This window comes from uncultured Thiodictyon sp., from assembly GCA_903837595.1.
GTDB lineage: Bacteria > Pseudomonadota > Gammaproteobacteria > Chromatiales > Chromatiaceae > Thiodictyon.
Genome location: CAILVI010000434.1, coordinates 1 through 15,049, shown reverse-complemented (window position 1 = coordinate 15,049; position 15,049 = coordinate 1). Strand labels below are relative to the sequence as shown.

8 protein-coding genes and 1 tRNA gene are annotated in these 15,049 nt (G+C 64.3%); 5 read left to right on the top strand and 4 right to left on the bottom strand.

Annotated features, from left to right (window positions below):
- Positions 1 to 46 precede the first annotated feature (46 nt).
- Entirely contained in the window at positions 47 to 3,109 is a 3,063-nt protein-coding gene (locus QZY44_RS25825) for a BPTD_3080 family restriction endonuclease (protein ID WP_295454924.1), read from the bottom strand.
- A 424-nt stretch (positions 3,110 to 3,533) separates the two neighbouring features.
- Positions 3,534 to 3,623, bottom strand: a tRNA-Ser gene (locus QZY44_RS25820).
- 242 nt (positions 3,624 to 3,865) lie between these two features.
- On the opposite strand from QZY44_RS25820, the gene QZY44_RS25815 reads away from it, so the two are divergent.
- Positions 3,866 to 6,664, top strand: coding sequence for a PAS domain S-box protein (locus tag QZY44_RS25815; RefSeq protein ID WP_295454922.1), 2,799 nt, complete (start codon positions 3,866 to 3,868; stop codon positions 6,662 to 6,664).
- Between the two features lie 9 nt (positions 6,665 to 6,673).
- Here the strand turns inward: QZY44_RS25815 and recN are convergent, their stop codons facing one another.
- Both recN and QZY44_RS25805 read right to left on the bottom strand, forming a co-directional pair.
- A complete protein-coding gene (gene recN / locus QZY44_RS25810; RefSeq protein WP_295454920.1) occupies positions 6,674 to 8,356 on the bottom strand; it encodes a DNA repair protein RecN in 1,683 nt (560 codons plus the stop codon).
- Positions 8,350 to 9,246 carry an NAD(+) kinase gene (locus tag QZY44_RS25805; RefSeq protein WP_295454917.1) on the bottom strand — a complete coding sequence of 299 codons (897 nt, stop codon included), beginning with the start codon at positions 9,244 to 9,246 and terminating at the stop codon, positions 8,350 to 8,352. Before QZY44_RS25805 ends, recN begins: the two co-directional genes overlap by 7 nt.
- Before the next feature lie 326 nt (positions 9,247 to 9,572).
- Between QZY44_RS25805 and hrcA the strand changes: the two genes are divergently transcribed.
- The 4 genes from hrcA (at position 9,573) to dnaJ (ending at position 14,670) form a co-directional block, all read left to right on the top strand.
- Positions 9,573 to 10,577 carry a heat-inducible transcriptional repressor HrcA gene (gene hrcA, locus QZY44_RS25800; RefSeq protein WP_295454915.1) on the top strand — a complete coding sequence of 335 codons (1,005 nt, stop codon included), beginning with the start codon at positions 9,573 to 9,575 and terminating at the stop codon, positions 10,575 to 10,577.
- Positions 10,578 to 10,740: 163 nt separating this feature from the next.
- Complete coding sequence (gene grpE / locus QZY44_RS25795) at positions 10,741 to 11,307, top strand: nucleotide exchange factor GrpE (protein WP_295454913.1); 567 nt, start codon at positions 10,741 to 10,743, stop codon at positions 11,305 to 11,307.
- Between the two features lie 151 nt (positions 11,308 to 11,458).
- Positions 11,459 to 13,408 carry a molecular chaperone DnaK gene (gene dnaK, locus QZY44_RS25790; protein WP_295454909.1) on the top strand — a complete coding sequence of 650 codons (1,950 nt, stop codon included), beginning with the start codon at positions 11,459 to 11,461 and terminating at the stop codon, positions 13,406 to 13,408.
- Positions 13,409 to 13,533: 125 nt separating this feature from the next.
- Positions 13,534 to 14,670: a molecular chaperone DnaJ gene (gene dnaJ / locus QZY44_RS25785; protein WP_295454906.1), complete on the top strand. Its 1,137-nt coding sequence runs from the start codon at positions 13,534 to 13,536 to the stop codon at positions 14,668 to 14,670.
- Positions 14,671 to 15,049 lie beyond the last annotated feature (379 nt).

The window sequence follows — 15,049 nt, the reverse complement described above, 5'->3', positions numbered from 1 at the left end:
GGCATTCCCACGCGGAGCGTGGGAACGAGAAGACACGATGCGACGCTCATTTTACGAACTGGCCGATCATGTTCTGAAATTGAGCCTCAACCTTTGCCGCAAAGTCGCACTGGATCTCCCAGATATCGGTGAATTCGGCAAAGGCCCAGCGGCCGTGGGCACCGAGGTTGTTGACTCCCGGGACCCAGTAGGTGTCCATGGTCGCCTTCTTTTCCTTGGCGTCCTCGCCCCGGTAGCCCTTTATCTCCACGATCAGGTGCACCAGGTCGTCCTCACCGCGGCCGTCGTCCACCAGACAGATGAAGTCCGGCCGGTAGTGGCGCTGCTCGGAGCCGTAACGATACGGCACCTCGAATCCCAGGTTGTGGTTCTTCACATAGGCGCGTACCAGCGGATGGTCCTCCGCTACCCGGCAGAATTCTGCCTCCCAATCGCTGTCGAGTATCACCCAATTGAGGTGGCAGCGCTGCGGGTGCGTCTCCCAGCGCTCGGTCTTGCTGGTGTTAAAGCGGACATGGGCGGTGGAGCCGACCGGGTTGTAGGGGTCAAGCAGGGCGAGGATCGGGCGCTTGCCGATGAAGGCGCGGGTGATGCCGGCGGTGATCCGCTCGCAGGCCATGTCCGCGAGCATCTTGTATTTGAGCTGCGCCGGGAAGGTGCCGCCCTTGCACTCCAGATAGCCGTCCAGCCACTGACGCGCGATGCGTTTGAGTTGGCCGAACAGATTGAGCCGTGGTTCGTTGTTCGCGTCACGCCATTTGCTGAGTACCAGATGGGAGGTCAGCTCATAGACCACTTGGGAGGGTCGCACGTCACCGGTATGCACGAGGTTGAGGTCCACGGTGGCACCGATGATGCCGGAGTTGCGGGTCTCGGTGGCGCCGACCAGCGCGGGCGTCAACTCAAGCACTGAGTCGTCGTTGAACACGGCGGTCAGACGCTCCTGCGGCAGCTCGGTGCGATAACCGGCGACGCGGGGGAAGCGGATTTCGAGCGCGTCGCGTTCGGGCCGGACGGCCTTGACCTGGATTGTCTCGCGCGGTGGCTGGGGCGGCGCCACCACGGGCTTTGCGTTGAAGTTGAAGGGGATGCCCAGCACATCGGCGTATTCGACGTTGAAGAGCCCCGCTTCGTTCAGGTCGTAGGACTGGCGGCGCAGTGCCCGGCCGATGACCTGCTCGCACAGCAGTTGGGTGCCGAAGGCGCGCACGCCCAAGACGTGGGTGACGGTGTTGGCGTCCCAACCCTCGGTGAGCATGGAGACTGAGACGACACAGCGGATGTCGGCCCCGAGTTGGCCCGGCTTGCCGACGGTGTTCATGACCTCGCGCAGCAGCGCCACGTCGTCGAGGTCCTTGCCCTTGCGCAGGTCGTCGGCGAGTTGGCCGCCGCGCTCCAGGATCTCGCGGCGGAAGCGATCGATCTCGTCCGCGGCCATGGCGCGGAAATTGTCGTCCAGGGCCTCGCCGGACTCCAGTTGCTCACTGTCGATCAGCAGGGTGCGGGGCCGCGGGAGTGCGTTGCCGTGTTCGTCGTGGTTGCGGAACAGCGGCAGGCGGCCGGGGACCAACTCACTGGTGCCATCCGAATTGCCGCGGACGAAGCCGGAGATATAGTCGTAGACCAGCTTGGAGGCGGAGGTGTTGTTGCAGACGACAATGAAGCAGGGCGGGGAGGCGACCTTGGCCTCGGCCCAGAGGTCGAAGGTCTTCTGGTAGTGTCCGTACAGGGCCTCCAGCGCGGTTTGAAGCTGGGTCGGCAGGTCCAGAGGGTTCAGCGACTCGGCCTTGCCGCGCCCTTTCTTGGGCATCTTGGGCCGGATGTGCTCCCAGAGGTTGCGGAACATGGGCATCTCGCCGCCTGGGATGTTGTCGGCGACCGGGACGCGCGGCAGCTTGACGATGCCGCACTCGATGGCGTCCATCAGCGAGAAGTCGCTGAGCGTCCAGGGGAAAAGGGTGCCCTCGGCATAGCCGGAGCCGCGCAGGAAGAAGGGGGTGGCTGAGAGGTCGAAGACGCGGCTCAAGCCCAGGTTGCGGTTGACGGCCTCCAAACCGGAAATCCACAGGCGGGCAGCCTCGTTGTTCTTCTCGGCCTCCTTCTTTTCGTCTCCCTTCAGGTCCTCGTCCAGATCGGGGTTGGGTTTCTCGCGGTAGCAGTGGTGGGCCTCGTCGTTGATAGCCAGGATGTTCTTCAGACCCATCAGGTCGGGCATGACTCGTTGGAGCATCTGCCCCTCGGTCTCCAGGGTGTCTAAGGCGTCGCCGCCGCGGCCCTGGAGTAACAGGCGACCGCCTTTGGAAAGTTCGATGCGTTCGCGCCGCCGGAAGGCGTGGTAGTTGGTGATGACGATCTTGGCGCGTCTGACGTCGTCCAGCAGGTCGCCCGGAACCAGTTCGCGGCTGGCGTAGTAGCTGTCCGGGTCATTGGGCTGAAGGACGCGCAGGCGGTCCTTGATGGTGAGTCCCGGGGCGACGATGAGGAAACCGCGGGTGAATCTCTTGGAATTGGTGTAACGCACCGCGTTGATGGTCTGCCAGGCGATCAGCATGGCCATGACCGTGGTCTTGCCAGCGCCGGTGGCGAGCTTGAGGGCGAGGCGCATCAGCTCCGGGTTGGCGTCGTGGTTGGAGTCGGCCAGATGCTTGCGGAAGCGCTCGCCGGCCTTGCCGATCTGGGGTGCGACCTCGGTGAGCCAGATTGCGGTCTCGATGGCCTCGATCTGGCAGAAGAAGGGGCGGAGGCTACTGAACGGGTGATGCCGCCAGTGTTGAAGCAGCCGTGCCGTCTCAGGAGTGACACGCCAGGCGCCGGGGTCGGGGTTCAAGCGCCATTTGTCGACCGCTTGGCGCACCGCGTTGATGATGGCGGTGTGGTCGTAACGTTGGTCCTGCGTGCTCAGCCCCTTGCCTTCATCGAACTGGAGCTCGCCCTGTCTAGGTGCGCCTTTCTGTTTTTTTGGCTTGGGGATCGGGGTGATGAACTCCGCTCCACGCCGGGCCTCGATGATCCTCTGGGTCGGCTGGCCCGTGTCGTCCAACTCCCAGTGACGTGCCGGATAGGTGTAAGGGGAGTTGAGGATCGGCCTGTCGAAAAACGGGTTGCTCACGGCTCTTCCCTTGCGGTTGGGGCAATTACACGGGCAAGATCAGCTTCCCGGCGGCCCCAGGGGCGTTTGCGTCCAGCGCACTGCGGTCGCGAAGCGGCGCGCGACGAGGGAATCGACCGGTAGTCCCTGTCGGACACTTCTCGGGTTGCTCAGGAGGGTGCAAGGCTAGAGCATTCGAGCGAACTTGACAAATCCACCTGCTATGCAGGGGCGGACCACGCTCAGGCCGTATGTTGCCGACTCGACCAGTGGATGGCGAGGTGTCCCGTCGTTCGTGTTGCGCTCATGAACGCCGCGCGCTACCCGCCAAGCGCCACCGAGCGCCTGAACTGAGCACGATTCGGGCTCGAAAGATGGCAATAATTGAACTGGAGACCAAAGAAAAAGGGCCTAGCCTTGCGGCCAAGCCCTTGTCTTCATGAATTGGCGGAGAGGGTGGGATTCGAACCCACGGTACGCTCACGCGTACACCTGATTTCGAGTCAGGCCCGATCGGCCTCTCTGGCACCTCTCCGGGATGCGGGTATCGCTGCACGCATGGCAGCGAGTTGGGTAGTTTAGCCGCCGCAACGCCGCCTGTCTAGGGTGTGCAAGGGCGACGACTGCGCGGCCAACCCACCACCGGGAGCCCCTGGGCCGGCCGGGGGGTGGCAGACCTTGGGCGTCGAGTCGCTGCGGCCTGCTGGTGCCACTGTGCAGGTGTAGTTTCCCTGACAGCATGCCATCATTGAACGCTGCTTAGAGGGGGCGCGGACGATGATGCACTTTGATATCAACACGCTGGCGATTGTTCTGAGTTTTGTCAATCTTTTGCAGGTCGTTGTCCTGCTGGTTCAGTCCCGGATCGATCGCAGTCACCGGGGGCTGGGCTGGTGGACGCTCGGCATGGCGTTGCTTTCGCTTGGGTGCGCCTTCCTCTACCTGCGCTCTGTGCCCCGGCTGACTGCGGTTGCCATCGTCGCCAACAATATCTTGTTGGTCTGCGGTACGGCGTTTCTATATATCGGGGTGCTGCGTTTCTTCGATCGGCGCGAGCATCGCGCTCTGCTGATCGCGGGTCTGGCCGTCTATATCCCGCTGGTGGTCTTGCTGACCTATGTCCACGATGACGTGGTGATGCGGCGGGTGCTGTTATGGGCGATCATGGCCGTGTTGTCGGTGTTGATCGCGCGGGCCATTCTGGCCTATAAGACGCGCGCCGTCGCCGGCTCGGCCTATTTTCTGGCGACGGTCTTTCTGATCAGTGGGGCGAGTTTTTTCGTCATGATGGTGTCCACCATCCTGCATCCGCCACCCCCGGTGGTTTTCGCCGAGTCCCGGGACCAGGTGATCGGCGCCTTCAATGCGCTCTTCGTCACGACCCTTTTTACCTTTGGCTTTATCCTGCTGGTCAATCAGCGGTTGCATGCGGAGAATCTTGAGGCCAAGGCCCGGGACGCGCAGTATCGGCGGATCGTGGAAACGGCCAATGAGGGTATTCTGTCGTTTGACCGGGATATCGGTATCACCTTCACCAACCAACAAATGGCGTCCATGCTGGGCTATAGCGTCGCCGAGATGCTGGGGCGCCCGTTTGTCGACTTCCTTGCCCCGGAGGAATTGGCGGATCATGCGCGCAGGGTGCAGGCGCGCCGGCGCGGTCAGGATGCGGTGTATGAGCGGTGCTTCCTGCGCAGGGATGGGGCACGCCATTGGGCGCTGGTGTCCGCCCGGGCGCTGATGGATGATCACGGGTGCTTTGCCGGGTCCTTTGCCATGTTCACCGATATCAACGAGCGCAAGCGCGTGGAGGCGGCCTTGCGTGACAGTGAAGAGAAGTATCGCCGGCTGGTGGACACGGCCATCGAGGGGGTGTTGTCGTTGGACAGCGAGCGGCGTATCACCTTTGTCAATCGGCAGCTTGCGGCAATGCTCGGCTACACCGCGCAAGAACTGCTGGGTCGAACCTACGAGTCGCTCGTCACTGAGGATCAACTCGGGGATGCGCTGGTGCAAGCTGAACTGCGGCGGCAGGGTCAGGACGCCGTGTATGAACGCTGTTTTCGGCGCAAAGACGGCGAGCGCCAGTGGCTGCTGGTATCGGCCAAGGCCGAGTTGGATGCCGCCGGGGCGTTCAGCGGGTCGTTCGGCATGTTCACCGATATCAATGAACGCAAGCGCACTGAGGCGATCATGGCAGTGCGTTTGCGCCTCATCGCCCTGGCGCCAGCGCACAGCATGGCGGAGCTGCTGCGAGCCACCCTGGAGGAGGCAGAGGCACTCACCGAGAGTCATATCGGATTTTACCATTTTCTCGAACCAGATCAAACGACGCTGTCGATGCAAACCTGGTCCACGAATACCCTGCTGAATCAGTGCGGCGCGCCGGCGCCGGCCCAGCATTACCCGGTGGATCAGGCCGGCGTCTGGGTTGACTGTATTCATGCGCGCCGCGCGGTCATTCACAACGATTATGCCGCGCTCGTGCACCGTAAAGGCTTGCCGACGGGGCATGTCCCGATCGTGCGACAACTGGTGCTGCCGGTGCTGCGCGGCGGGCAGATCGTGGCGCTGCTGGGGGTGGGTAACAAGCCCATCGATTATACGGAAGAAGACGTGACAACGATTTCGGTGCTGGCGGATCTCGCCTGGGATGTCGTCGAGAGCAAGCGGGCGGATGATGCCTTGCGCGAGAGTGAGGCGCGCTTTCGTGCGGCGATCGATGCCTCACCCGACGGCTTCGTCATCACCGATACGCAGGGGCGGATTGCGATGGTGTCACCCGCCTTCTTGAGGATGCGCGGTTGCGCCCAGGCGCGGGACATGCTGGGCCATGTGAATTTCGAATTCTTTGCCTCCGAAGATGGTGATTTCTGCCGTTCCTATCTCCCGCTGATCCTCGCCGGGAAGGCCCCTGGGCCGGGCGCATTTCGCCTGCGGCGGGTGGATGGAAGCCTGATGGATGTCGAGTCGAACGGGGTGTTGTTCCATGACGCCGAGGGGACGCCGGCGGGCCTGCTGTTCATCGTCCGCGACATTACCGAACGCAAGCGCCTGGAGGCCACGTTGCTGCATCAGGCAACCACCGACGAACTGACCGGGGTCGCGAATCGGCGACATTTCCTGAACCTGGCCGCCCATGAACTGAAACGCGCGGCGCGGCTGCGGCAGCCGCTGGCGTTGGCGATCATCGATCTCGATTATTTCAAGCAGGTGAACGATCGCTACGGTCATGCGGCGGGCGATCAGGCGCTCAAGACCTTTACCACACTGTGTCGGCACTATGGCCGTGACATCGACGTCCTGGGTCGCTTCGGCGGCGATGAGTTTGTCCTGCTCATGCCGGGCTGCAATGGCCAGCAGGCGTCTGCGGCACTCGAACGGCTGCGCGCGGCAGTCGCGGCTCAGCCGCTGGCGTACGACGGCCAGGCAATCGTCATTACCATCAGCGTCGGTATTGCGTGGGTGGCGTTGGAGCCGGTGTCTCTGGATGCGCTGTTGCGGCGTGCCGACCAGGCGCTATACGAGTCCAAGCGCGCGGGGAGAAATCGTGTCGCGGTGGATGAATCCGCCTGAACTAATGATTTAGGTGCGGTCCGCGGCCAGCGCCCGCGACAACATTTCGCTGGCATGGTCGCGCGTGCGCCGTGTGATCTCGGTGCCGCCCAACATGCGGGCGACCTCTTCCAGCCGGGTGGCCTCGTCCAACGGCTCCACCCGGGTGTGGGTGGCGCCGTCCAGGGTCTCTTTACGCACCCGCAGTTGCTGATGGGCCTGGGCGGCGACCTGGGGCAGGTGGGTGACACACAGCACCTGGCGGGCGCTGCCCAGGCGGCGTAGCTGCCGCCCGACGATCTCGGCGACCCCGCCGCCGATGCCGACGTCGACCTCGTCGAAGACCAGCGTCGGGACGCTGCCCACCTCGGCGGTCGCGACCTGGATGCCGAGGCTGATACGGGAGAGTTCGCCCCCGGAGGCGACCCGCGCCAGGCGTTGCAGTGGTTGACCGGGGTTGGCGCTCACCATGAACTCGACGCGTTCGGCCCCGCCGGCCCCGGCGGCCTCTGGCGGGAAGCGTTCCAGTTGAACGGCGAAGAGTCCACCGGCCATGCCGAGCTCTTGCATGGCCCCCGTGACGGTCTCCCCGAGCCGGGCGGCGGCGGCGCTGCGGGCCGCGGTGAGTGCTGTCGCCTGGGTGCTGAAAAACCCCCAGACGGCCTCGCGGCGGGTGCGCAATTCATCCAGGCTCTGGTCCGCGGTTTCCAGGGTGCGCAGTTCCGCGCGGCGGGTCGCGAGGAGCTCTGGCAACTGGGCGGGGACGCAGCGGTATTTGCGGGCCAGGTCGTGAACCTGGGCCAGGCGGGTCTCGACCGTCGCCAGCGCCGCTGGGTCGAGATCGAGGCCGTCAAGGTAGTGGCGTAGCGCCGAGGCGGCCTCGTGGGCGTGGATGGCGGCGGTCTCCAGCAGCTCCCGGGGCTCGGTGAGCCCCGGGTCGATCGCCGCCAGTTCGGCCAGGTCCACGGCGGCGCTGCGCAATTGGTCCTCAATGGCGGGTTCGGACTCGGCTAGCTGTGCGAGCACCCGGGCGGTGGTTTCTTGCAGCCGTCCCAGGTTGCTCAGACGCCGATGCTCCTGGTCGAGGGTGGTGAGTTCGTCCGGCCGCAGGGCCAGCACGGCGAGTTCCTCCACCTGGAAGCGCAGGAGATCCAGGCGCTCGGCGCGCTCGGCTCTGGCCGTCTCAAGTTCGGTAAGCTGCCGGTCCAGGGTGCGATAGTCGCGAAAGGCCATCGCGACTGCGGCGGCCAGGGTCGTGTGACCGCCGTAGGCGTCCAGCAAGGCCCGCTGGTCGTTAGGGCGCAGCAGCGATTGGTGTGCGTGCTGACCGTGGATGTCCACCAGCAGGTCGCCCAAGTCCTTGAGCTGGGAGCCGCTGGCTGGCCGGCCGTTGACGAAGGCGCGGGAGCGGCCGGTGCGCACGATCACGCGGCGCACGATGCAGTCGCCCTCATCGTCCAAGGCCGCAGCAGCGAGCCAGTCGCGCGCGCTGGGGCAGTGGGTCAGGTCGAAGCTGGCCACCACCTCGGCCCGCTCCTGGCCGGCGCGGATGGTGGTGGCGTCGGCTTTGTCCCCCAGTGCGAGCCCTAAGGCATCGACCAGGATGGACTTGCCGGCCCCGGTCTCACCGGTTAGTGCGGTCAGCCCGCGGGCGCAGTCGAGCTCCAGGCGGCTGACGATCGCCAGGTCTTGGATGAGGATGTGTGTCAGCACGGCGTGTTCGCTTGGTTATGCCCGCCCCAGCCCAGTTTGGCGCGCAGTATTTCGTAGTGGTTGTGGCCCTTGGGGTGGAGCAGGCAGGCGTCGTCCGGGTGCCGCGTGACGCGCACCACGGACTCACGCGGCAGCGGTACCGCGGTCTGACCATCGCAGGTGATGCGCGCCTGGCCATGGTCATGACCGCAGACCCGGACCTCAATGCGGCTGCCGCCCGGCACCACCAGGGGGCGGTTGCTCAGATCATGGGGGCAGATGGGCACCAACAGGATGGCGTCCAGGGCGGGGTCCACCAGGGGCCCGCCGCCGGAGAGTGCGTAGGCGGTGGAACCGGTCGGGGTGCTGATGATCAGCCCGTCGGAGCGCTGGGCGCTGACGAAGACCCCGTCGATCGAGACCTCGAAGTGGATCATGCGTGCCGTGTTCCATTTGTGGATCACGACATCGTTCAGGGCGGCGTAGGCACGCCCCTCCGCCGGGTCGCCGATGACCGAGGCGGTGAGCAGTGCCCGATAGTCGGCGTCGTACTCGCCCTCGAGGATGGCGTCCAGCACGGGTTCCATCTCCTTTGGTGAGACGTCCACCAGGAAGCCAAGCCGCCCGACGTTGATGCCCACCAGCGGCACCCGACTGCCGGCGAGCGCGCGGGTGGCGTGCAGCAGGGTGCCGTCACCCCCGACCACCACCACCAAGTCGCAGCGCGCCCCCAACACCGCGACCGGGACGGCGTCATCGGGCTTGAGGCCGAGCGCGCGGGCGCTCTCGCTGTCGAGCAGATACTGGCAGGAGCGCAGGCGCAGGTACTCGATCAGCCGCCGCAGGATGGCTTCGACCTCCGGCGTACCGTTCTGCTTGCCGATGATGCCGATGGTACGGAATTGCCGCATGGGCTCCCGGTGGCTCCGTGCTAGGGGTATGGTTTAAGGGTTTCGGACGCGCGATGCCGAAACGGTAGCATGGGCCGGCAGGCGCGCCAATAGCCGGCGCCTTCGCGGGTGCCGCGGGTAGCGGGCGGCGTCGCAATATCCTGCGCCTTGACAGTCCGGCGCCAAGCCCCTAGATTGGTGGTTTAGCACTCTCGGTGGGTGAGTGCTAACAGCGGCGGCGCCGGCGCAATCAGCTGCAGGCGCGTCCCTCAACCACCAGAGAACACGGTAAGTATCCATTGGTATCCCAGGCGAGACAGGTCGAAACTCCGGTCAGTGAGCGTGCCATGCACTTCCTCAAGGTGCTGGTGGAGCGCTATATCAAGGATGGCCAGCCCGTCGGCTCCCGGACCCTGTCGAAGGACGCGGGCCTGGATCTCAGCCCCGCGACCATCCGCAATGTGATGGCCGACCTGGAGGACCTGGGCCTGGTCGTCTCGCCCCACACCTCGGCCGGCCGGGTGCCGACGGCGGCCGGTTACCGGGTGTTCGTGGATTCGCTGCTGACGGTGCATCAGCCCTCGCCGCAGGATCTAGAGGTCCTGCGGCAGCGTTTCGCCGGCCCGATGGATGCCAAATCGCTGCTGGAGTCGACCTCGCGTGTGCTCTCAGGCATCACCCACCTGGCGGGCGTGGTGATGCTGCCGCGTCATGAGCGCCATGCCTTTCGCCAGATCGAGTTGCTGCCGCTGTCGGGGGCGCGGGTGCTCGCGATTCTGATCACCAGCGAGGGCGAGGTCCATAATCGGATCATCACCACTGAGCGCAGCTTCACACCCTCTCAATTGGAGGAGGCGGCCAATTACCTGAACCGGGTGTTCATCGGCCAGGACATCAAGGACGTGCGCAAGCGCCTCCTGGATGACCTGAAGGACACCCATCAGAATATGGACGCGCTGATGATGCGCGCGATGACCCTGGCCCATGAGGTGGTGGTGGCGGCCGAGGGTGCAGACGACTACTTTATGGCCGGGCAGACCAACCTGATGGAGTTCGGCGAACTCGCCGGGATGGATCGCCTGAAGCAGTTGTTCGACGCCTTCAACCAGAAACGCGAGATCCTGCACATCTTGGACCGCTGTATTGCGGCCGATGGCGTGCAGATCTTTATTGGCGATGAGTCCGGGTATGACCTGCTCGACGATTGCAGCCTGGTTACCACCGCCTATCGGGTGGACGACCAGGTGGTGGGGGTACTCGGCGTCATCGGTCCCACCCGGATGGATTATCAGCGGGTGATACCGATCGTGGACGTGACCGCGCGGCTGCTCGCCGCCGCGCTACGGCAATAACGATCAATTGGCCGGGGTCGGTCACCGACACGTGCAGGTCGGTGTCTGCCCCGCAACCATGCCGGGCCTGGGGTCTTCACCACGGACCCGAGGGTAGGTGCCGCGGTGCGAACCGTCGGCTCGGCAACTTGCAGCTACGAAGGTCAACATGACAGCAGACTCTATGGATAACCGAACCCCCGATCCCGCTGATCAGCCGCCGGACCCGGGTTCGCCGGCCGCGGTGGCGCTCGAGGCCATCGAGCAGCACGCGGCGACCCTGGCCGAACTCAATGCCGAGCTCGATGCGGCGCGCGCCAAGGCCGACGAGCATTGGGACCAATTGTTGCGGGCGCGGGCGGAGACCGAAAACCTGCGCCGTCGGCAGGCCGCGGAGTTGGAGAAGGCGCACAAATACGCGCTGGACAGTTTCGTGCGTGAGTTGCTCCAGGTCCACGACAGCCTGGAGTTGGGGGTGGCGGCCTCCCTGGACCCGGGGGCCGATCTCGCCAAACTGCGTGAGGGCAACGAGTTGACCCTCAAGCTCTTGGGCGACGTGATGGCCCGTTTCGGCGTGGCGCCGGTCGAGCCGGAGGGGCTGCCCTTCAATCCAGAATTTCATCAGGCCATGTCTGTGCAGCCGCGCGCCGACCTGGCACCCAATACGGTCACGGCCATGCTGCAGAAGGGGTACACGCTTAACGGCCGACTGGTGCGCCCGGCCCTGGTCATGGTGTCCGGCGCCGCCTGAGGCGGACCGGCCCGGCCCGGCGCCGGGCGCCCCCTGCCGCCACCGCGGCGCTATCAACAAGCCGGCTTGAACGGCCGCCGCTTCCCCCCCAACTGAGGGGGCAATGCGGGACCGACATCCGCGAGATCATAGAGAATTCGGAGATAAGCAAATGGCAAAGATCATCGGCATCGACCTCGGTACCACCAACTCCTGCGTCGCCGTGATGGAGGGTGACACCGTCAAGGTCATCGAGAACGCCGAAGGTGACCGGACCACGCCGTCCATCGTCGCCTATACGGGAGACAACGACGTGGTGGTGGGCCAGTCCGCCAAGCGGCAGGCGGTGACCAACCCGCACAACACCCTCTACGCGATCAAGCGCCTGATCGGCCGGCGCTTTGAGGACAAGGTGGTGGCCAAAGACAAGGACATGGTGCCCTACAAGATCGTCAAGGCGGACAACGGGGACGCCTGGGTGGAGGTCAACGGCAAGAAGATGGCGCCGCCGGAGATCTCGGCCAAGGTGCTGCAGAAGATGAAGAAGACCGCCGAGGACTACCTGGGCCACCCGGTCACCGAGGCGGTCATCACGGTGCCGGCCTACTTCAATGACTCCCAGCGTCAGGCCACCAAGGACGCCGGGCGCATCGCCGGGCTGGAGGTCAAGCGCATCATCAACGAGCCGACCGCCGCGGCGCTGGCCTACGGCATGGACAAGAAGCGCGGGGACCAGAAGATCGCGGTCTATGACCTGGGCGGTGGCACCTTCGACATCTCCATCATCGAGATCGCGGAGATCGAGGGCGAGCACCAGTTCGAGGTCTTGTCCACCAACGGGGATACCTTCCTGGGTGGTGAAGACTTCGACATGCGCATCATTGATTTCCTGGTGGCCGAGTTCAAGAAGTCACAGGCAGTAGACCTGCGCAACGATCCGCTGGCCTTGCAGCGGCTCAAAGAGGCTGCGGAGAAGGCCAAGATCGAGTTGTCGACCAGCCAGCAAACCGATATCAATCTGCCCTATATCACGGCGGATCAGACCGGTCCCAAGCATCTGAATGTCAAGCTCACCCGTGCCAAGCTCGAGTCGCTGGTCGAGGAGCTGGTGGACCGCACCATCGAGCCTTGCCGTATCGCCCTGAAGGACGCGGGCCTCACCGCCGGGCAGGTGGATGAGGTGATCCTGGTAGGCGGCCAGACCCGCATGCCCAAGGTCCAGGCCAAGGTTGAGGAGTTCTTCGGCAAGACCCCGCGCCGTGACGTGAACCCGGATGAAGCGGTGGCCATCGGTGCCGCCATCCAGGGCGGCGTGCTGGGCGGTCAGGTCAAGGACGTGCTGCTGCTGGACGTCACCCCGCTGTCACTTGGCATCGAGACCCTGGGTGGGGTGATGACCAAGCTGATCGAGAAGAACACCACCATCCCGACCTCCGCCCAACAGGTCTTCTCCACCGCGGATGACCACCAGACCGCGGTCACTGTGCATGTGTTGCAGGGCGAGCGCGAGCGGGCGGTGGACAACAAGTCGTTGGGCCGTTTCGATCTGAGCGATATCCCGCTGGCCCCGCGCGGCGTGCCCCAGATCGAGGTCAAGTTCGACATCGACGCCAATGGCATCCTGAATGTCTCCGCCAAGGACAAGGCGACCGGTAAGCAGCAGTCCATCATCATCAAGGCATCCTCCGGGCTCTCGGACGCCGAGATCGCCAAGATGGTCAAGGACGCGGAGGCCCATGCCGAGGACGACAAGCGCTTCCATGAACTGGTCTCGGCCCGCAATCATGCCGACAGCATGATCCACTCCTGCCGCAAATCCATGGAGCAGTTGGGGGACAAGATGGAGGCCGGGGAGAAGTCCGGGATCGAGTCGGCGCTGCGTGAACTGGAGGAGGCCATCAAGGGTGAGGACAAGGAGCGCATCGAGTCGCTGACCAAGAAGCTGGGCGACTCCTCGGCCAAGATGGCCGAGCGGCTCTATGCCCAAGGTGCGGCGCCGCAGGGTGGCGAGGGCGGCGCGGGCGAGGGTGCTCCCCACGCCGAGCATGGGACCGGCGGCGGTGCCGCCAAGGATGACGTGGTCGATGCCGAGTTTGAAGAGGTGAAGGACGATAAGAAATAGGGCTCAGCGGGCAGTGATCAGTCGACGAAGGGCGCGTGCCTGTGGAACGCGCCTTTTGTCGTTACGGTCATCTGCCCAGAGGGATCGTTCACTGACGACTAGATACTGATCATCGACCACAGCCCATGCCCAAACGCGACTATTACGAGATCCTGGGGATTGCACGCAACGCCAGCGAGGCCGACGTCAAGAAGGCTTTCCGGCGGCTCGCCATGAAGTTCCACCCGGATCGCAACACCGGCGATGCCAGTGCCGAGGCCAAGTTCAAGGAGGTCAAGCTGGCCTACGATGTACTCTCCGACGCCAAGAAGCGCACCGCCTATGACCAATTCGGCCATGCGGGTGTGGAGGCCGGGGCGGGCGGCTTCGGCGGCGGTCCCGGGGACTTCGGCGGCGGGTCCTTTCAGGACATTTTCGGTGATGTTTTCGGCGACATCTTCGGCGGGCGCGGCGGCGGCCGCCGCAGCGGGCGCGGTTCCGACCTGCGCTATGATCTGAGCCTGACGTTGGAGGAGGCGGTTGCCGGCAAGGATGTGAAGATCCGCATTCCCACCCTGGTGGAGTGTCAGTTCTGCGGCGGCTCCGGCGCCAAGCCCGGGACCAAGCCGAAGACCTGCCCGACCTGCAATGGCATCGGTCAGGTGCGTATGCAGCAAGGGTTTTTCTCCATTCAGCAAGCCTGCCCGCAGTGCCGGGGCAAGGGCAACATCATTGAGGAGTCCTGTCCCCACTGCCGTGGGCGCGGCCGCTTGCAGGAGGAAAAGACCCTGTCGGTCAAGGTGCCCCCGGGGGTGGATACGGGTGACCGTATCCGCCTGGCCGGGGAGGGTGAGCGCGCTGAGGCCGGCGGCTCACCGGGCGACCTCTATGTCCAGGTCCAGGTCCAGGAACACCCCATCTTCACCCGGGAGGGTAGCCACCTTTACTGCGAGGTGCCCATCGGTTTCGTCGTCGCCGCCCTGGGCGGGGAGATGGAAGTGCCGACCCTGGACGGCAAGGTCAGTCTGCGTATCCCCGCCGGGACCCAGACCGGCAAGATGTTCCGTATCCGCGGTAAAGGTGTGAAGCCGGTGCGTGAGAGTGTCAGCGGCGATCTGATCTGTCGGATCCTGGTCGAGACCCCGATCAACCTGACCGAGCGTCAAAAGGAACTGCTGCGAGAGTTCGACGGCCACCTGCAGGAGGGCGGCTCGCGGCACAGTCCCCAGGCATCCACCTGGCTGGATGGGGTCAAGAACTTCTTCGAGAAGATGGGTTTCTGATCGTTTTTTTCGCCCGCTGGGCGAAAAAAACGATTGGTTTAAGTCAGGATGATGGCCGGTGTGGAGTCATCTCTGGCTCCCACGCTCCAGCGTGGGAGCAAGTGCCGACGCTCCAGCGTCGCGAAACCAAGGGCGATGACATCGCCCTGGGACCAGGCTTTGTTGACACCGCTTCGCGGTGTCACCCATGTGTTAGCCGCTCTGCGGCTCATGGTCTTTTTTGCCAAGTGGAGCTTGGAAGCAAGTTGAAGCTATTTCTTTTCTTTAAGTTCGCCAACAACTCCTTTTAGAACCTTTTGTATTTCTCTTAATCTTGCTGTTCTTTTTCTGTTTTCTGCTATTCTCTTGTCTGTTTCTGCTATTTCTTTTCTGTTTTCTG

What these genes read in the sequence shown, in the direction of transcription:
- QZY44_RS25815 (WP_295454922.1), top strand. Translation starts at nt 3,866, where the DNA reads ATGATGCACTTTGATATCAACACGCTGGCGATTGTTCTGAGTTTTGTC.
- QZY44_RS25805 (WP_295454917.1), bottom strand. Translation starts at nt 9,246, where the DNA reads ATGCGGCAATTCCGTACCATCGGCATCATCGGCAAGCAGAACGGTACG.
- hrcA (WP_295454915.1), top strand. Translation starts at nt 9,573, where the DNA reads ATGCACTTCCTCAAGGTGCTGGTGGAGCGCTATATCAAGGATGGCCAG.
- grpE (WP_295454913.1), top strand. Translation starts at nt 10,741, where the DNA reads ATGGATAACCGAACCCCCGATCCCGCTGATCAGCCGCCGGACCCGGGT.
- dnaK (WP_295454909.1), top strand. Translation starts at nt 11,459, where the DNA reads ATGGCAAAGATCATCGGCATCGACCTCGGTACCACCAACTCCTGCGTC.
- dnaJ (WP_295454906.1), top strand. Translation starts at nt 13,534, where the DNA reads ATGCCCAAACGCGACTATTACGAGATCCTGGGGATTGCACGCAACGCC.